At 56.3% G+C, this 16,333-nt stretch carries 21 protein-coding genes and 1 tRNA gene; 5 read left to right on the top strand and 17 right to left on the bottom strand.

Annotated features, from left to right (window positions below; all coding sequences use genetic code 11):
* Positions 1-2: 2 nt before the first annotated feature.
* The 10 genes from GKO01_RS15760 to GKO01_RS05605 form a co-directional block, all read right to left on the bottom strand.
* Complete coding sequence (locus tag GKO01_RS15760; RefSeq protein ID WP_145994735.1) at positions 3-314, bottom strand: hypothetical protein; 312 nt, start codon at positions 312-314, stop codon at positions 3-5.
* Between the two features lie 16 nt (positions 315-330).
* On the bottom strand, positions 331-726 hold the full coding sequence (locus GKO01_RS05565) for a response regulator (RefSeq protein WP_099286164.1): 396 nt from the start codon (positions 724-726) through the stop codon (positions 331-333).
* Positions 723-1,784 (bottom strand): protein-glutamate methylesterase/protein-glutamine glutaminase, encoded by a 1,062-nt coding sequence (locus GKO01_RS05570; RefSeq protein WP_099286165.1) that lies wholly within the window; start codon positions 1,782-1,784, stop codon positions 723-725. Before GKO01_RS05570 ends, GKO01_RS05565 begins: the two co-directional genes overlap by 4 nt.
* Positions 1,781-2,638, bottom strand: coding sequence for a CheR family methyltransferase (locus GKO01_RS05575; RefSeq protein WP_099286166.1), 858 nt, complete (start codon positions 2,636-2,638; stop codon positions 1,781-1,783). The genes GKO01_RS05570 and GKO01_RS05575 overlap by 4 nt, the downstream gene beginning before the upstream one ends.
* On the bottom strand, positions 2,635-3,057 hold the full coding sequence (locus tag GKO01_RS05580) for a chemotaxis protein CheW (RefSeq protein ID WP_167383436.1): 423 nt from the start codon (positions 3,055-3,057) through the stop codon (positions 2,635-2,637). The genes GKO01_RS05575 and GKO01_RS05580 overlap by 4 nt, the downstream gene beginning before the upstream one ends.
* 2 nt (positions 3,058-3,059) lie before the next feature.
* Entirely contained in the window at positions 3,060-5,108 is a 2,049-nt protein-coding gene (locus GKO01_RS05585; RefSeq protein ID WP_099286168.1) for a chemotaxis protein CheA, read from the bottom strand.
* Positions 5,105-5,464, bottom strand: a complete 360-nt coding sequence (locus tag GKO01_RS05590) for a response regulator (RefSeq protein ID WP_099286169.1) — start codon at positions 5,462-5,464, stop codon at positions 5,105-5,107. The genes GKO01_RS05585 and GKO01_RS05590 overlap by 4 nt, the downstream gene beginning before the upstream one ends.
* On the bottom strand, positions 5,461-5,730 hold the full coding sequence (locus tag GKO01_RS05595) for an STAS domain-containing protein (RefSeq protein WP_099286170.1): 270 nt from the start codon (positions 5,728-5,730) through the stop codon (positions 5,461-5,463). Before GKO01_RS05595 ends, GKO01_RS05590 begins: the two co-directional genes overlap by 4 nt.
* Entirely contained in the window at positions 5,730-7,193 is a 1,464-nt protein-coding gene (locus GKO01_RS05600; protein ID WP_099286171.1) for a methyl-accepting chemotaxis protein, read from the bottom strand. Before GKO01_RS05600 ends, GKO01_RS05595 begins: the two co-directional genes overlap by 1 nt.
* A 116-nt stretch (positions 7,194-7,309) precedes the next feature.
* On the bottom strand, positions 7,310-8,239 hold the full coding sequence (locus tag GKO01_RS05605) for a retroviral-like aspartic protease family protein (RefSeq protein ID WP_099286172.1): 930 nt from the start codon (positions 8,237-8,239) through the stop codon (positions 7,310-7,312).
* Between the two features lie 201 nt (positions 8,240-8,440).
* On the opposite strand from GKO01_RS05605, the gene GKO01_RS05610 reads away from it, so the two are divergent.
* Positions 8,441-8,517: transfer RNA gene (locus GKO01_RS05610), tRNA-Asp, on the top strand.
* A gap of 72 nt (positions 8,518-8,589) precedes the next feature.
* On the top strand, positions 8,590-8,940 hold the full coding sequence (locus tag GKO01_RS05615) for a DUF3147 family protein (protein WP_099286173.1): 351 nt from the start codon (positions 8,590-8,592) through the stop codon (positions 8,938-8,940).
* A 9-nt stretch (positions 8,941-8,949) separates the two neighbouring features.
* On the opposite strand, the gene GKO01_RS05620 is transcribed toward GKO01_RS05615, so the two are convergent.
* Together GKO01_RS05620 and GKO01_RS05625 are read right to left on the bottom strand one after the other, a co-directional pair.
* Positions 8,950-9,720 carry an ABC transporter ATP-binding protein gene (locus tag GKO01_RS05620; protein WP_099286174.1) on the bottom strand — a complete coding sequence of 257 codons (771 nt, stop codon included), beginning with the start codon at positions 9,718-9,720 and terminating at the stop codon, positions 8,950-8,952.
* A 4-nt stretch (positions 9,721-9,724) separates the two neighbouring features.
* Positions 9,725-10,564: an ABC transporter permease gene (locus GKO01_RS05625; RefSeq protein ID WP_099286175.1), complete on the bottom strand. Its 840-nt coding sequence runs from the start codon at positions 10,562-10,564 to the stop codon at positions 9,725-9,727.
* Positions 10,565-10,698: 134 nt separating this feature from the next.
* On the opposite strand from GKO01_RS05625, the gene queE reads away from it, so the two are divergent.
* From queE to GKO01_RS05640, 3 genes are read left to right on the top strand one after another with little or no spacing between them, the layout of a single operon-like run.
* Positions 10,699-11,340 carry a 7-carboxy-7-deazaguanine synthase gene (queE, locus tag GKO01_RS05630; protein WP_099286176.1) on the top strand — a complete coding sequence of 214 codons (642 nt, stop codon included), beginning with the start codon at positions 10,699-10,701 and terminating at the stop codon, positions 11,338-11,340.
* 2 nt (positions 11,341-11,342) lie between these two features.
* Complete coding sequence (gene queC, locus GKO01_RS05635) at positions 11,343-12,077, top strand: 7-cyano-7-deazaguanine synthase QueC (protein ID WP_099286177.1); 735 nt, start codon at positions 11,343-11,345, stop codon at positions 12,075-12,077.
* Positions 12,074-12,601 carry a 6-carboxytetrahydropterin synthase gene (locus tag GKO01_RS05640; protein ID WP_099286178.1) on the top strand — a complete coding sequence of 176 codons (528 nt, stop codon included), beginning with the start codon at positions 12,074-12,076 and terminating at the stop codon, positions 12,599-12,601. The genes queC and GKO01_RS05640 overlap by 4 nt, the downstream gene beginning before the upstream one ends.
* Positions 12,602-12,616: 15 nt before the next feature.
* Here GKO01_RS05640 and GKO01_RS05645 read toward each other — a convergent pair whose 3' ends face one another.
* The 5 genes from GKO01_RS05645 to GKO01_RS05665 form a co-directional block, all read right to left on the bottom strand.
* The gene (locus GKO01_RS05645) at positions 12,617-13,516 is read right to left on the bottom strand and encodes a fructose bisphosphate aldolase (RefSeq protein ID WP_099286179.1); all 900 of its coding nucleotides are present in this window, start codon (positions 13,514-13,516) and stop codon (positions 12,617-12,619) included.
* Positions 13,517-13,707: 191 nt separating this feature from the next.
* Positions 13,708-14,313, bottom strand: a complete 606-nt coding sequence (locus GKO01_RS05650) for a CatB-related O-acetyltransferase (protein ID WP_099286180.1) — start codon at positions 14,311-14,313, stop codon at positions 13,708-13,710.
* A 121-nt stretch (positions 14,314-14,434) separates the two neighbouring features.
* The gene (locus tag GKO01_RS05655) at positions 14,435-15,343 is read right to left on the bottom strand and encodes an NAD-dependent epimerase/dehydratase family protein (protein WP_099286181.1); all 909 of its coding nucleotides are present in this window, start codon (positions 15,341-15,343) and stop codon (positions 14,435-14,437) included.
* Between the two features lie 19 nt (positions 15,344-15,362).
* Positions 15,363-15,755: a cupin domain-containing protein gene (locus GKO01_RS05660; protein ID WP_228125397.1), complete on the bottom strand. Its 393-nt coding sequence runs from the start codon at positions 15,753-15,755 to the stop codon at positions 15,363-15,365.
* Positions 15,752-16,294, bottom strand: a complete 543-nt coding sequence (locus GKO01_RS05665; protein WP_099286182.1) for an RrF2 family transcriptional regulator — start codon at positions 16,292-16,294, stop codon at positions 15,752-15,754. Before GKO01_RS05665 ends, GKO01_RS05660 begins: the two co-directional genes overlap by 4 nt.
* Positions 16,295-16,333: the final 39 nt, after the last annotated feature.

Raw genomic sequence — 16,333 nt, forward strand, 5'->3', positions numbered from 1 at the left:
TCTCAGAAAAGTTCGACATCTCCTGAACTCACTGACGTATGGGGGTTTTCTGCCAGCAAGCGCTGGCGGATTTCTCCCATCGTCAAACGATCTACAACACTCCGCTGGACCTGTACCGCCTCCACTCCAGGCTCCCGACTGAGCCCTTCACAGCAGCTCGCTACCTGATCCAGAACCTGCGCGATCCGGTCGAAATCCTGCAACTCCAGAGGATTTTCTCCCAGTAGAGCCTTCAAACAGACTGCCTCCAGTCTTCTCAGTTCCTGAAGACTGACAGCAAGCTGCTCTCCAAGCCCCTCGAGAACCTGCGGCAACGGAACCCCAACCACCTCACGCACCGCTGATTGGCCCGAATACAGCCTCAATGCGGGACTTAAGCGAACTGGCGGTAAAAGGCTTTGCCAGAAAATTATTCACACCTTCTGCAATAGCCTGCTGCACCAGTTCCTTGCTGGCCTGCCCGGTCAACATGATAAAACCCGTTTTCGCAGTCCGGGCATTGCTTCTGACGGCCTTGAGAAGCTCAAGCCCGTCCATATCAGGCATGTTAAAGTCCGAAATGATAAGATGAACCGAATTGCTCTTCAGATGCTCCAGAGCCTCAACCCCGTTGCGGACGCCGGCAATCTGCACAAAACCGATCTGGGCAAGCGTATTGCGCAGGATCGAACGGATAGAGGTCTGGTCGTCCACGAGGAGTACGGACATGGAAGAAGCGGAAATCATGGATACGTCTCCAGAGAACGGCGTTCACAAAGATTGAGAATAGCGGGGCCAATGGCGGACAGCGGAAGTTGCGTGTCCACCGCGCCCAGTTCATAAGCAGCACGTGGCATGCCATAAATGACAGAACTTGCCCGGTCCTGACCGATCGTACAGGCGCCGGCATGACGCATGGCCAGAAGACCCTGCGCGCCATCGCACTCCATTCCGGTCAGGATAACGCCCACAGCGTTTTTCCCCACTGTGGCGGCAAGAGAATAAAACAGCTCGTCCACGGATGGCCGATGCCCATTAACGGGGGGCGCCGTTACCAGTTGGCAGACATACTCACCAGTGCGCGCGCCTCCCCTGATACGAAGATGACGCTCTCCACCAGGCGCGACATACACAATACCCGGCTTCAGCACATCACCCTCTTCCGCCAGCCTGACGTCAGGTTTCACAACCCTGCCCAGACGGCGTGCAAAGCTCTCGGAAAACTGCTTCGGCATATGCTGAACAATGACCGTCGCCGGGCAATCCTTTGGAAAATGCTCAAGTACATCCGTCAAAGCTTCCACGCCGCCCGTCGATGCACCGATGCCGACGACAGTGCCAGTTTTCGTGGTAGCCATCACTCTGGCTCTCAAACTCCCCCCTTCCGATACGAGAGGTTTATTTTTTGTTGCAGCGGCCCGAACGATCGCGTCTCCCAGACCGACAAAAGGCTCCTCCCCGCTGCCAAGCACCATTTTCGAATACCACTCGGCAGCCCCCATCCGGAGCGCCTGCTCTACCAGCCCTTGATGACTGGAGAGACGACCCGACACCATCACCACAGGCATTGGACGCAACCGCATGATCTTCTCAAGAAACTGCAATCCATTCATGGATGGCATTTCAAAATCCAGCGTCAGCACATCCGGGTTCAGCCGCACGATCAGATCACGCGCTTCGAAGGGCGTTCCAGCAGTACCAACGACCTTGATCCGGGGGTCACGCTTCAGCGCCGCCGCAATCAACGCCCGCGTCGTCAAGGAATCATCAACAACAACGGTCGTCAAAGGTTTTAAATAGCTCACGGAGAATTCTCCCCAGACGAGACCTTGCGATACGCATTATACCCAATGCTTTCCATTCCAAAGCGTTCGGGATGAGCAATACGTTCCGAATGTCCTAGGTAAAGCTCGCCACCTGGAAAAATGCGCGCCGAGAGATTGCCCCAAAGCCTGTCCTGAGTTTCCCGGTCAAAATAAATCGCAACATTCCTGCAGAAAATGGCGTGAAACCGTGATGAAAAAGGCCACGGCTCCACCAAATTGAGGCGACGAAACCGGATCATGTCCCGAATTTTTTCAGACATGACGACCCGATTTCTTTCGAGCCGACAGAACGATAGCACGCCGGCCTCAAACAAGGCTTCCGCTTCCACGGAATTATAACTACCCAACTTGGCCTGACCGAGGATGTCAGCATCAATATCTGTTGCCAAAATCTTTGACTTCAGTCCCGAAACAGCGGACAGACACTTCATAACTGTCATAGCGATGGAATAGGCTTCTTCACCGCTCGAACACGCCGCCGACCAGATCCTGAGTTCCTCGCCACGTTCAACACGTGAGTATAATTTCTGGCGCAATAAATGCTCCAGATACGCAAAATGATGCTTTTCCCGATAAAAACTAGTGACATTTGTCGTCAGCGCCGAAACAAGGTGATTTCTTTCATCAACTCCAGCACCGCTTACTAGGAAATCACAATACTCATCAAAAGAGCCAAACCCTTCCTGCCGGACACGGCGTGAAATTCTCGAATAAACAAGGCTTTTCTTCTTGTCAGATAAAGAAATTCCAGCAGACGTTTTGGCAATCCCTGCAATAATCCGAAAATTTTCGTCCGATATCTCCTGTTGATCCTGAAGCTCCATCACTGTCATTGCAAACTTCCTTCAAACAGCGAGGACACATTCACAGAAAAAACCAGACGCCCTCCCAAGGACAGAATGCCGTTTGAATAGTATTTGAGATTATCGCTGGAAAGCTCTGGAAGGGGTCGGAAGTCTTCTTCGTCAATATCCGAGATATCCGTCACATTCGAAACCGAAAAACCAATAATCTTCTTGTCGTCTTTCAGAAAAATAATGGCCTTTTTTTCATCGTTATCATCAGAAAGCCCCATCATCTGGGCCATGTTCACAAGCGGGATCACGGAACCGCGGACATTGACCGCTCCCTCCACAAAAGCCGGAGCTGCCGGAAAAGGCGTCGCTTTCGCCCATTCCTTGATTTCCTTCACGGCAGAAATCTGAACAGAAAATTCCTGGCTCCCCAAGGAAAAGACCAGAGCTTTTTCCATGATCATACCCTTTCCTCCAACGAACCTTCCCGTTTTTTCAGAAGCTCACCAAAGAGAAATTCAACGTCCAGAATAAATGCCACGTTCCCATCCCCAAGAATGGTCGCCGTCGAAAAACAGGCGATTTTTCTGTAGTTATCTTCAAGATTTTTGACTACGAATCTTGAATGATCAATGATTTTATCAACAATAAATGCAAGTTTTTCTTCGTTTTCATTTTCTACAACAAAGCATATTTTCTGATTTACTCCATCAGAAGACGTTCCAATAATATCAGAGGCATAAATAACGGATAAATAACCGTCTCGATAAGGATATCCGTATTTCCCTTCTCCAACATGAAACGCTTTTTTTGCATCGAATATGATTGTCTCAAGGACATTATTGACCGGAATTACAAAATCCTGCCCTTCAGCCTTGAAAATAATTCCTTCAATCACTGATAACGTAAACGGCAGTGAAATCGAAAACGTCGTCCCCTTTCCTTTAGCTGAACTAATAAAAATCCTCCCGTTGATCTGCTGAAGACTCTGCTTAACCACGTCCATTCCCACGCCGCGCCCCGAAACATCGGTGACTTCCGCGACAGTGGAGAAACCCGGCTCAAAAATCAGGGAATAAATTTCTTCCAGATCCAGTCTTTGACCTCTTTCAATAATCTTTTTTTCAACCGCTTTTTCGTAAATCCTGTCGGCATCCAGACCAGCGCCATCATCCTGAATTTCCACAATGATCCGCCCCGATCGCTGAAACGCCCGAAGTCTGAGCAGCCCTTCCGGATCCTTGCCAGCCAGCGATCTGGCCTGGGGACTTTCGATACCATGATCAATCGCATTACGGAGCATATGCGTCAGAGGGTCGGACAGCTTTTCGAGAATGGAACGATCCACCTCGGTGTCTTCTCCCTCCAGCACAAGCCGAACCTGCTTTTCCGTAAGCCTTGCCGTCTCTCGGACAACCCGGCCCAGCTTCTGGAAAACGGTTTTGATCGGATAGGCCCGCATGGTGATGACGTTTTCCTGAAGCTCGTGAATAAGCTGCTCTTGTGCCGTCACGACATTTCCCAGAACAGAATCTCCATGAACCTTGTTACGCCTCATCTGTGATTGAATGGCGCCCTGATTGATCACCAGCTCCCCAATCAGATCGACCAGCTTGTCGATCCGCTGTATGTCGACACGGACAGTCGCAGACTCCTTGCGCTCAGTAGGCTTCTTGATTTGAAGGTCTATTTTTTCTTCGACCGCCACAGGCAGAGACGCGGGACCGTCAGTAACATTGTCAGCTATGAGCGTAACCGTCGCTTGAAGATCGTCTCCGGACCATTCGAAAATTTCCTCGACGTCACCACGCGACTTCTGCGTTGCCAGCAGGAGATTCCACGTCAGATAACTCCGTTCAGGTGAAATATCGCCAATCAGTGGAACCGCGTCAGTATTCACCTCAATCTGAAGCGTCCCCAGTTCCTTCAATGCGATCAGAATATTCCGGACATCATCGCCGCGTTCGTAAAACTCAGTCGTTACTCTCAGGGAAATTGAAAACTGCTGGTCGACCAGTGCCTCGATTTTAATTTGGACTGGCGCAAATGCCATCCCGAAGATGTCATCCATCTCCACATCCTTGGGGGACGGCTCCGGTTCGGGCGCCCCTGAATGAGGATATCGCTCCAGTTCAGCCACTATATCGGGGCCAACCTCACAGGCCGCCCCTTCATTTTTAAAAGCTGCAACGATATCGCACAGAACATCCTTACACTTTAAAAACGTCGCGATGCTCTCAGTTGTGACGGACAAGGCCCCTGACCGAAACAGGTCAAGCACACTCTCAAAAAGATGGGAGAATTTTACCAGTTCCTCCATCCCAAAGGCCGCTGCTCCGCCTTTGATGGAATGAACGCACCGGAAGATCGTGTTGATCTTTTCTTTGTCTTCCGGTTCATCACTCAGCGTCGTCAGTTCTTCTTCAAGCAGAGCGAGCTGTTCGTCGCACTCGTCAAAGAAAATCTGTCGGATGGCATCCATATCATCCGTAAACTCTGTCGCACTCATGCGCTGACCCGCCTGACTGCTGCAAGCAGTTTAGAACCGTCAAACGGTTTGACGATCCATCCTGTCGCTCCGGCCTCGCGTGCAGCGCGCCGGAGCTCGTCACCGGATTCCGTCGTCAGAAAAATGATCGGAACAAACTTCGTTTCATCCTGAGTACGCAGGGTCTGGGTCAATTCCAGCCCGTTCATACGCGGCATGTTCAGATCCGTGATGATAACGGCAGGTGAAAATCCCTTGATCTTTTCCAGAGCATTCACGCCGTCTTCGGCCGTTTCGACGTCGTATCCGCCTCCGCGAAGCTCACGACTGACCAGATCCCGCATGGTTCTGGAATCATCGACAACCAGAATATTCATGCTGTGCCTTCCCCTTTGAGAAGAAAATCTCCGCCAAGCAGGGCGAGGTTTTCTTTCATTTCATCGGAGACGTTTCTGATTTCAAAAGACGTGCCCAGCGTCTGCGCAGTCGCAAACGCGGAGACCAGCAATTGAAAGCAGAGTCCCCCAACACGCTGCACACTCTCTCCATCCAAAAGAAAAGCACCCTCCTGTTTTTTCAGAAGTTCTGAAAACGGAACCGCATATCTGGTATCCAATATTTCAGGAAGAATGAGGGCTTCCATTACCGGAATTCCTCCCAGCCTTCGTCAGACGTCTGAAAAGGACTTTCTCCCCACTGCGTGGTGGCAGATGGCAGAATGGAGTCTTCTTTTGCCAAGCCAAACGGATCATCACCATAATCCTGCAAGTGAAACCGCTGGAGGCTTCCTACGAGCTCCTTGGCTTCCGCGCTCAGATTATGACTGGCAGCCGTGGCTTCTTCGACCATGGCCGCATTCTGTTGGGTATTCTGATCCATCTGACTGACAGCAACGCTGATTTCAGAAAGATCATTCGCCTGACTCCGTGCCGCCGTAGCAATTTCCCCGATCAGAACACTGATCTCACTGACATTTTCCACAATGGATTTCATCGCGACACCCGTCTCCTCCACCAGAGAACTGCCGCGACTGACCTGCTGTGTGCTGGAGGTAATCAGCCCTTTGATTTCCTTGGCCGCATCCGCTGATCGTTGCGCCAACGCACGAACCTCAGCCGCGACGACCGCAAATCCCTTGCCCGCATCCCCCGCTCTGGCAGCCTCGACGCCAGCATTCAGAGCCAGAAGGTTTGTCTGAAAAGCAATATCGTCGATCAACCCGAGAATCTGTGCGATGTGGATGGATGATTTCTGGATGTCCTGCATGGCAGCCGTAGCCGCCATCATCACTTCTCCCGACCTTTCTGCACGATCACGCGTCTGACTGGCGACTTCGCTCGCATGAATCGAGGCCGCAGCCGTCTTGCGAACGGTTTCCGTTACGTTTCCAACAGAAATTGTCGTTTCTTCAAGACGCGCAACCTGAAGTTCCGTACGACGCGCCAGATCATCTGCCGCTGATGCAATTTCGGCAGACCCCGATGAAATCGTCGAAATGCTGTCGTTCAGCGAAACCATCACTTTCTGAAGGCTTAACGCCGTTTCGTTAAAGTCCTGTCGCAGCCGGTCGTAACGGGCAGGCAATGCCTCTTCGAGGCGAAATCCCAGTTCGCCATCACGCAGATTCGCCATGGCGTTTCCAAGAACCTCAATCACCCGCTCATGCTCGGCAGCCTCCTGCTTGGCTGACTGACGTGCGTCTTCAGCTTCGATCCGAACGGCTGCAAGAGCAGACTGCGCCTGCGATGCCAGAACCTCACTTTTCTCAGAATTCGTGCGCGCCTCACCCAGCATGACCTGCAACCGGACCAAACTGCCCTCACTCGCATCTTGAGGCAGAGTTCCTTGTGCGGCCAGTTGCCGGATAGCCTCAGTCAGGGCATCGCCGCGCGCACCAACCCAAAAGAACGCAACCATTCCTGAGACGGCAAACAGTCCAAGAAGCGCAATTTCAGGAAAAACCAACTGCCTGACAGAAACAGTGTTCGCCTGCAGTTCCCAAATCAGCCCGCAGATCCCGACGGCCACCGGAATGGCAAATGCCAGAAGCAACCGCCGACGAAGCAGGAAACTTCCTTGCATGGGAAAAGAGCGTATGTCGGACATGCGAGGCTGCCTCCAGAAACACAGATCACACCACATCGACCACAAGCAGCCGACCAGATGCTCTCCTTCCTAGAGAACAGTTGATTGAAACTCCGTTAATGCCTCTTCAGACAATCTCATTGAGGGGAAGCAGGAATGTCGACATCGTGCTGCACGAACATCCTGTTGCCATACCGAGGAATCCAGATCCGGTAATGCTTCAGAACATCCGCACCAAGAAGTGCATCCGTATCGGACAGTCCTTCCCCCACCTTTAGAGAAACATCCCGAAAAATGATATCGCCCACCTTAAGGCTGTCAAAATGATGAAGATAATTTTTCACCGGGTCCCGTGTCAGCCCATATCCAACTGAAACAGGGTCTTTTTCCAGCATGGCACGCGTCACACCCGCCGCCCGGGCCGCATCCAGACTGACGAAGGTTGTTGCGGCTCCTGTATCCAGTGTCGCATCGGTTGGGTGACCGTTCAGGTTGATTTCCAGAGTGGCCTTATGCCCCTCATTGTAGATGTGACTGATCGGAACGCTATGGACACGCCCCTCCCATCCAGGCGTGGGGGTATCACAGTCTTGGGTTTCGACCAGCCGCACCCGGTGTGAAGGCATATCTACGATCGTATCGTAACGCCCGAGGAAATCACGTCCGAACAGCCCCACGACTGGAAGCCCCGCAACCTTTCCGACAAACTTTCCCGCACCAGCGACCGCGATGTTGGTCGCTTTGGAACTCCCCATGTCCAGCGTGTCGATCATCACAACGCGCCCATAGTCCTGGCCTCCGACACCACGAACCACTATCGTTGTTCCTGTCTCGTTCAGACCGAGGGGTTCGACAAAACTCTGTCCAACCGTCGTAGAGAAAGCCCCCGTATCAACGATAAGAGCGACGGGATGCCCATTGATCGCCGCGCGTACGACAGGGCTACCCCACTCATTCAGAACCAACATATCCCCGCTCGTAATCAGCTTGCATTGTCGCGGTCCTGTTTCGCAACCAGCCAGAGCGCCCGCCAATAGCAGCAATGCACCCAGTCGTCCCAACGCCATGAGGCCCTCCCGCCTGTATCGTTCCGTTACACAGGACACGTCCCCTCATTGCCCGGCAAGGCAGTTTTTTGATCCAAAAGGCTTTTTTTTGAAAAAACCCTCTTGTCACCCCACAGGCAGGCTGATACATCACCGCCACCGACCAAGAGGAAGCCAAACAGCTTCCAGACGGAAGGTCCCAAGACACTGAAAAGTGTCTCTGCGGGTGTAGCTCAGTTGGTTAGAGCGCCGGCCTGTCACGCCGGAGGTCGCGGGTTCGAGCCCCGTCACTCGCGCCACTCCTCTTATGGAGTTGGCCGCATTCTCCAAAAAAACTCTGAAGAAGCCACTGCCCGATTTTAGGGAAGACTATGCTGTTCTTCATTCTGAAATGCCTGATTTCAGGGCTCCTGATCGCCGCCGCCTCCAGCATTGCGCGGCGCTATCCCGGCTTTGGTGCGCTGATTGCGTCCCTGCCGCTCGTATCGGTCCTGGGCATGATCTGGCTCTGGCTGGAAAAGCCGGACCGCATCGTCATGAGCCGTCATGCGGAAGCGACATTCTGGTATGTACTTCCCTCGCTACCCATGTTTCTGCTGATTCCGCGACTGCTCCGGGCAGGGCTGCCGTTCTGGTTCGCCCTATTGGCAGGATGCGCGCTGACGATCGTTCTGTATCTCTGTACGACATGGGCGCTCACCCGGTTCGGTACAGGCGGCTGAGACGGGTCCTCAGCCCGCCTCTTCCAGATAAACGTCCAGAACCTCGTCTGGTGTGCCGTCCATGCGGATATGTCCGTTCTCAAGCCAGATGACGCGCGTACACCATTGCCGCATGATCTTGGGCTGGTGCGTGGACAACACAAGGATTTCTGCCTGTTGGACGAGTTCCTCAAGGCGCGCCTTGGCCTTGTTCATGAACACCCCGTCTCCCGCGAGAAACCATTCATCCATCAGCAGGATCTGCGGAGAAGACGCTGTTGCCAGACCAAAGGCCAGCCGGACACTCATGCCCGCACTATAAACCTTCATCGGCATATCCATATAAGGGCCGAGTTCGGCAAAATCCTGCACGTCCTGCTCGATCCGCTCAATCTGCTGGCGTGAGAGCCCCTCATAGCGTCCCTTGAGGCGAATGTTTTCACGCCCCGTCAGTTCGGGATTCATGCCCAGACTGCTGTCCAGCAGCGTCCGCATCGTTCCATCAAGCTGTACGCGTCCCGCAACAGGTTCGTAAATGCCCGCAAGCGCACGCAACAATGTGGTTTTTCCGGCACCGTTACTGCCGATCAACCCCAGCCGCTCGCCAGAATTCAGCGTGAAACTGATCTCCCGCAGCACGCTCACGATCGTGCGCTCCCGCAGATCATGCATCAGATGAGCCGAGGGGGATGATGGCGCAAACCGGGCCAGCGTTTTGCCGACCTGCCGCTTCAGGGAGCGGCTCTGCCCATGATACAGCGGAAAATCGATACAGAGGCGATCAACAACAATCCCGGGCATCAGATCAGATCCAGTAAGGAATGCGCGAGCGCATCCGGCAGAACAGAATGGCCGCCAGAAGCCACAGAAGCACACTGTGCCCGAGAGCCGCTTCCCAGACGATGGACTCCACCGTCTGGCCCAGAAGCGGCGCACGCACGATTTCAAGCAGCGGATAAAACGGATCAAGCAACAGATAGTGCCGTCCGGTCGTGATCAGTTCCGGCTTCCAGATCACCGGCGTCACGAAAAAGAAAATCTGCATCAGAGACGCCACGATGGGCGCAATGTCCCGAAACCGCGCGCCCAACATCCCGATCAACAGAATGACGCAGAAACTGTCCACGATCCAGAGCGGCAGACTGAACAGCAGGCTCCAGATCTGCTGCGGCCAGACACGGAAGGCCGCAAACACGATGACGACGACGACCATGTTGTGAAGCAGGATCAGAAAATTCCTGACAATCACCTGCATCACCGGCAGACTGGCCGGAATCCGCATCGCATGAAACAGGGACGTGTTTTGCGTAAAGACAGTCCCTGCGTCGTTGACAACAGTCCCGCCATATCCCCACAGCACGATCGAAAGTGACAAAAACGGCAGATAGGCTTTCAGATCCATATGAAAGAGATAGCCGTACACCACGCCCATCGCGCCGATCATGACAGCCGTAGACAGCGTCAGCCACAGCGGCCCCAGAATGGAGCCGCGATATCGCATCTTGATATCCAGCCAGCCGAGCGTCACGGCCAGCGGCAACAGCCGCAGGCCCGCCTGCAGATCGCTCCACGCGGCGCGGACGAGCCCCCAGCCCCGCAGGGGCTCAAGGGTCAGAACAGGAGAACGGGCATTCATGTCTTCCATGCGCCTTCCCTACCATGAAAGCAGGCGCTGCCCATCCCCCTTGCCCGCGAAACATCCCACTTCGCAGAACACCTTCAGCCCGACATGATGATTTCCCTTGCATCCTGCGCCATCCTCGCCGACATGCTGCGGTCATGTCTTATGCTGTGAAGGAAATGTTCGTGACCCTCCAGGGCGAGGGTGCACAGACAGGCCGTGCCTCGGTGTTCTGCCGGTTCGCGGGCTGCAACCTGTGGTCGGGCCGCGAACAGGATCGCGCCACGGCCGCCTGTACGTTCTGCGATACCGATTTCATCGGGACGAATGGCGAAGGCGGTGGCCGCTTCGACACCGCCGAGGCTCTGGCCGCCACCATCGCGGCCTGCTGGACCGGCACAGCCGATGACAGCGGTCGCCGCTATGTCGTTTTCACCGGCGGCGAACCTCTGCTCCAGCTTGATGATTCGCTGATCGCCGCCGTGAAGGCTCAGGGTTTTGAAATCGCCGTGGAAACCAACGGCACGATCGCAGCCCCTGCCGGAATCGACTGGGTCTGCGTCAGCCCCAAGCCGAACAGCACGCTCATCCAGACCGAAGGCGCGGAACTCAAGCTGATCTACCCCCAGCCGGAGCTGCCGCCCGAACTGTTCGAACATCTCTCCTTTCGCCATTTCTGGCTTCAGCCCATGGACGGCCCCGACCGCATCGCCAACACACAGGCCGCCGTCGCCTACTGTCTGCGCCACCCGCGCTGGCGCCTGTCGCTCCAGACACACAAGCTGATCGGAATCCCCTGACCATGAGCACGAACACGGCTATCAGCAGCAACACCGCGCTCGTCCTGTTCTCCGGCGGGCAGGATTCCGCAACCTGCCTCGCCTGGGCCCTCTCCCGTTTCGACCGCGTCGAGACGGTCGGATACGCCTACGGACAGCGCCACGCCATCGAACTCGAATGCCGCGACACCCTGCGCGAGCAAATGGCCGCGTTTTCGCCGGAATGGAAAGCACGCCTCGGCGACGATCACACGATCGACCTCGCCTCCCTCGGTGCGCTGTCCGAAACGGCCCTGACCCGTGAAGCCGAGATCGGACTGAGCGAAAACGGTCTGCCCAACACGTTCGTGCCGGGCCGCAACATCATTTTCCTGACCTTCGCCGCCGCCCTCGCCGTCCGCCGCAATGCGCGCCACATCGTCACCGGCGTCTGCGAAACCGACTATTCCGGCTACCCAGACTGCCGCGACGACACAATCAAGGCCCTTCAGGTCGCCCTGAACCTCGGCATGGACCAGCGTTTCGTGCTGCACACGCCGCTGATGTGGATCGACAAAGCCCAGACATGGGACCTGACCGAGCAACTCGGCGGCCAGCCCCTCGTGGACCTGATCAACCGGGACAGCCATTCCTGCTACATGGGCGACCGCACCCATCAGCATGACTGGGGCTATGGCTGCGGCACCTGCCCGGCCTGCAATCTGCGGGCCGACGGATGGCGCCGCTACCAGCAGAGCCGCCACGGAGGCGCCGTATGACCGCCGAACTCGTCTTCACCCGACGTTTCTGTATGGGACACCGGCTCATTGCCGGATCAAGCGAACGCTGCGCCATCCCGCATGGCCATAACGAATATGTCCGCGTCACGCTCCGCCCGGCCAAACAGACCCGGCTGGACGGCCACGCGAACATGATCCTGCCCTTCGCCGAAGCCAAGACACGCTGGCACCATTTCGTGGACAACAACCTTGATCACGCGCTCCAGCTTTCGGAAACAGACCCGCTGCTCGCATGGTTCCGCGCCAATGAACCCGAACGCGCCAGCCGGATCGTCGTCACGCCCGGCGACCCGACAACGGAACTGATGGCAGCCCTCATGCTCGCCAAGCTGACCGCCATTCTCGCGGATCAGGGCGACATCCTGCGCGTTCATGAAATCGAACTGGAAGAAACTCCCACCAACACCGTACGCCTCGGCGGCAACCCACAGCATTACCTGCCCGCCGTCTCAAGGCCCCCGGAACAGTGCTGGTGGAATAAAGCGGACGCCAGCATTTCCTGACGTCCGAACCAAGCTTCAGGCCTTATGGACCGAAGCGTCATAAATTTCCCCGATCACCTCTCCGAGCGCCACATCGAACTGTGCATCATCCATCTGATGCCGCAGATCACCGATCAGCGCGCGGGAGAAGCTCGCAATCATCCGGTGATTGTGCCGCAGCTTCTCGCAGGCCTGATCCAGCGGATAGCCCCCTGACAGCGCCACAACCCGCACCATCCGCGGATCACGCGCAATATCGTCATAGAGATCCGCAATTTCCGGGATCGTGACCTTCAGCATGATCCGGGCGTCTTCGGGCAGCTTTTGCAGCTCTTCGAGGACGTAATCATGCAAAAGCTGCTCACAAGCTGCCTTGTCCGGGCTCTTGATGAGCACTTCCGGCTCCAGAATGGGCACCAGCCCATGTTTACGAACCTGCTCCGCCACCGCGAACTGCTGGCGGACAATGGCCCGGATGCCGCTTTCGGAGGGCAGGCGAATCGTTGAACGTTCTTTCGTTCCATAAACGCCCAGCTTGGCCGCACGCGCCAGCAGGGCGTCCAGATCGGGCATCGGCTTCATAAGCTGAACGCCGTCCGCTTCCGCCTCCAGCCCCTTGTCGATCTTCACAAACGGCACAACGCCCCGTTCGCGCCACAGATAGGCCGGAACAGGTTCACCGTTCACGTCGCCGTCCATCGTGCGCTCGAACAGAATGGCCCCGATCACCTTGTCGCCCGTAAAGGAAGGCGCCGTGATGATCCGGACCCGCATGTCGTGCATAAGCGCGAACATCTGGCTTTCGTCCGAATATTCGCTCTCGGCAATGCCATACTGCTTCAGCGCGCCCGGCGTGGAACCGCCACTCTGATCCAGAGCGGCAATAAACCCGCCTTTGTCGGCCATCTGTGACATCATCTTGTCTGCGGTGCTCATCAAGATCCCCTTCGATACAGGAAAACCGTCACCGCTCCCGAAGGACCCCACGGATCACCCCGCCTCGCAGTACGTTTCCCGACACAGTCCAATCGCGCCGATGCCCGGAATGGTTCCTGCCCGACAGCTGCGGAAAGTCATAGCGCACCCCCGACACCCGATGAAGCGGCCCGCCGCTCACCAAATCAGGATCAGCCGTCTTCAGAGCCGTTCTGACCATTTTCATAAAGCGCCAAAAACGCCTCGATATCGTCGCTCATCAGCGCTCCGCAGCGCTCTTTCACCAGAGTTTCCGGCCATTCCCACCAGGCCAGCGCCAGAAGCCGCGCAATGATGCTTTCGGGAAACCGGTATCGGATCACTTTTGCCGGATTACCCCCCACAATCGCATAAGGCGGCACCGATTTCGTCACGAGCGCTTGCGCGGCAATCACGGCACCGTCACCAATCGTCACGCCAGACATGACCGTAGCCTGCGCTCCAATCCAGACGTCATTGCCGATCGCGACCTCTCCCTTGCTGGAGTGATCGTATTGCCCCTCTTCGGCAGCAGGCCAGAAATGCGAGAGCGTTTTGAACGGATAGGTGCTGACCAGATCGGCCCGGTGATTCCCCAGAATGATCGTGACACCGGGGCCGATCGAACAGTAGTCGCCAATCCGCAGCCCGGCCTCTCCGGCTTCCAGAACAGTGGGGACGCCATAAGTGTGTGGGCCGATCTCCCAGCCCCACTCATCCTGCTGATACGCCAGCGCATAACGTGTCAGGGCCTGAAAGGCACGATTTCCAAACGACATGGGCTCATTCCTTCATGCTGATGCCTGTGGAAAAGCCGAAGCAATGCACAAAGAGCCACGGCCGGGAGACCAGCATGCCTCTGCCGCACCGGAAGTCCATGCGCCTCGAGAAAACGTGATGTCAGACGTTCAACCAAGGCACTCTCGCTGGCTCAAGTCCGAGAAGCGCCTTCGCCTTACGATTACAGGCCCCGCTCAGACTGTTCTGATAATAGACGCTCTCTTCTCCGCCATGCCTGACAGTATCGGCCTCATCCACATGCGGCGGAGCATCGGCCCCAACCCACGCCGCATAGGCTGGCAACCATCGAGACAGCGCGGTCGGCTGATTATCAACCACGTTATAGACCCCGGCAGGTGCCTTCAGAGCCGCAACCGTCGCCTGCGCCGCATCGTCCACATGGATAAACGAAAACACGCCCCGCCCGACTCCAATCACAGGCACCTCACCCTTGCGGACATGCAGGCTGAACGCACCATCCGGCCAGTACCAGGTGCGTGGCCCATAGAAAAACCCGTATCTAAGCGCGACACCTTCCATGACGCCATCGCCCAGAACGCGCTGTTCCAGCGCTTCATACATCCGCGCACTCTCCCCGATCCCGCCGGGAGCATCCGTTCTCAACCGCGAATCTTCAGTCGCAAGCGCTCCCTCACCATTCAGGTAAAACCCGCAGGACTGCTGCACATAACGTCGTACACCCACAGCCCGGGCAGCATCATGAAGATTGCCCCCGCCCTCCAGACGCAGCACCCGATCCGCAGGCAACCTCTGCGCCAGATCGAACGGGCTGGACGGCAGGGACGTCAACTGATCGATCACAGCCTCCGGCCGTACCCGCTCCAGAAGAGCGAACATCTCCGCCCGATCCAGCGCATTCCCCACCACCGGCCGTGCGCCAAGCTCCTGAAGGACAGGAGCATTTTCAGCCCGACGCACCATCCCCCAGACCTCATGCCCCGCTTTCACCAGACGCGCGATCAGAGGACACCCCACAGCACCGCTTGCCCCAGCTAGCAGAATTTTCATGATCCGTTTCCTTCAGACATTACTTCGCGGGCAAGACGAACGGCGCAGCCTTGTCCTTGACGAAAAACGCAAGAAAACGGGCAGGCTCGGTCTGGCTGGCATTGCGTCCGACGAGATGCACATCATCCGGTCCCTCAAAGAACGTCTGCCCCGGATGCAGGGTCACAGGCTTCCCGCCCCTGACCTGCATAACGACACTGCCCTGCAACACATAAACGAACACCGAAGCGCCATGCCGGTGAATCGGGTCGGACCCGCCGGGCGGATAATCGACGGTCAGCATGGCCCCTTCTTTTCCCGGTATGCCCGGCAGATCATGCGCCAGAAGCGGCGTGACCTTCGTCGCGGCATGAAGGGAAGACGTGCAGACGCACAAAGCCAAGGCTCCAAGCGCAATAAAACGACGCATCATTCTGTATCCGCAGACCGTCGCTGCCGGACTTTACTGGTCCGGCGTGTCTGGGAGCGGTTCTCAAGCCATCCCTGCGCCTTTCCCAGAAACGCAGAGGGCGCCTTGTCCCGAACAGAGGACGCCAGATCGGCCAGAGACGTCCGCGCCAGTTCCTCACGCATGATCTGCTCGGCCCGCAGCATGGCCGCATGAATGCTGCACACGCCCTTCGTGGCCCATTGCGGCGGCGTGGCGTCGAAGAGGACGCAACGCCCGCGAATTTCCTGACAGTTAAAAAGGCTCTTCCGGCCCTCAGCCGCGTCCACAACGTCCAGCACGCTGATCTGCGTCGGAGGGCGGGCCAGCCTGTAGCCACCCCTCAGCCCTTCGGAGGCCGCAAGAATCCCGGCTTTCTCCAGCTTCGGAAGCTGCTTGGCGACAAATGCCGCCGGAATGTCCTGAAGTTCCGCCAGATCCAGACTGCTGACTGGTTCGGGATGCTCCACGAGCCACAACAGACTGTGCAGGACGTATTCGGTGCTTGCGCCATAAAGTGACATACGCAGACCATATAAGTCCGCGTTTTGATTCGCAAGCCA

It is taken from the genome of Gluconobacter kondonii (assembly GCF_002723995.1).
GTDB lineage: Bacteria > Pseudomonadota > Alphaproteobacteria > Acetobacterales > Acetobacteraceae > Gluconobacter > Gluconobacter kondonii.

Bases quoted from the DNA above. Each gene is read 5' to 3' on its own strand.
- GKO01_RS05565 (WP_099286164.1), bottom strand. From the start codon at position 726: ATGATTTCCGCTTCTTCCATGTCCGTACTCCTCGTGGACGACCAGACC.
- GKO01_RS05575 (WP_099286166.1), bottom strand. From the start codon at position 2,638: ATGACAGTGATGGAGCTTCAGGATCAACAGGAGATATCGGACGAAAAT.
- GKO01_RS05580 (WP_167383436.1), bottom strand. From the start codon at position 3,057: ATGGAAAAAGCTCTGGTCTTTTCCTTGGGGAGCCAGGAATTTTCTGTT.
- GKO01_RS05585 (WP_099286168.1), bottom strand. From the start codon at position 5,108: ATGAGTGCGACAGAGTTTACGGATGATATGGATGCCATCCGACAGATT.
- GKO01_RS05590 (WP_099286169.1), bottom strand. From the start codon at position 5,464: ATGAATATTCTGGTTGTCGATGATTCCAGAACCATGCGGGATCTGGTC.
- GKO01_RS05595 (WP_099286170.1), bottom strand. From the start codon at position 5,730: ATGGAAGCCCTCATTCTTCCTGAAATATTGGATACCAGATATGCGGTT.
- GKO01_RS05600 (WP_099286171.1), bottom strand. From the start codon at position 7,193: ATGTCCGACATACGCTCTTTTCCCATGCAAGGAAGTTTCCTGCTTCGT.
- GKO01_RS05605 (WP_099286172.1), bottom strand. From the start codon at position 8,239: ATGGCGTTGGGACGACTGGGTGCATTGCTGCTATTGGCGGGCGCTCTG.
- GKO01_RS05615 (WP_099286173.1), top strand. From the start codon at position 8,590: ATGCTGTTCTTCATTCTGAAATGCCTGATTTCAGGGCTCCTGATCGCC.
- GKO01_RS05620 (WP_099286174.1), bottom strand. From the start codon at position 9,720: ATGCCCGGGATTGTTGTTGATCGCCTCTGTATCGATTTTCCGCTGTAT.
- GKO01_RS05625 (WP_099286175.1), bottom strand. From the start codon at position 10,564: ATGGAAGACATGAATGCCCGTTCTCCTGTTCTGACCCTTGAGCCCCTG.
- queE (WP_099286176.1), top strand. From the start codon at position 10,699: ATGTCTTATGCTGTGAAGGAAATGTTCGTGACCCTCCAGGGCGAGGGT.
- queC (WP_099286177.1), top strand. From the start codon at position 11,343: ATGAGCACGAACACGGCTATCAGCAGCAACACCGCGCTCGTCCTGTTC.
- GKO01_RS05640 (WP_099286178.1), top strand. From the start codon at position 12,074: ATGACCGCCGAACTCGTCTTCACCCGACGTTTCTGTATGGGACACCGG.
- GKO01_RS05645 (WP_099286179.1), bottom strand. From the start codon at position 13,516: ATGAGCACCGCAGACAAGATGATGTCACAGATGGCCGACAAAGGCGGG.
- GKO01_RS05650 (WP_099286180.1), bottom strand. From the start codon at position 14,313: ATGTCGTTTGGAAATCGTGCCTTTCAGGCCCTGACACGTTATGCGCTG.
- GKO01_RS05655 (WP_099286181.1), bottom strand. From the start codon at position 15,343: ATGAAAATTCTGCTAGCTGGGGCAAGCGGTGCTGTGGGGTGTCCTCTG.
- GKO01_RS05660 (WP_228125397.1), bottom strand. From the start codon at position 15,755: ATGATGCGTCGTTTTATTGCGCTTGGAGCCTTGGCTTTGTGCGTCTGC.
- GKO01_RS05665 (WP_099286182.1), bottom strand. From the start codon at position 16,294: ATGTCACTTTATGGCGCAAGCACCGAATACGTCCTGCACAGTCTGTTG.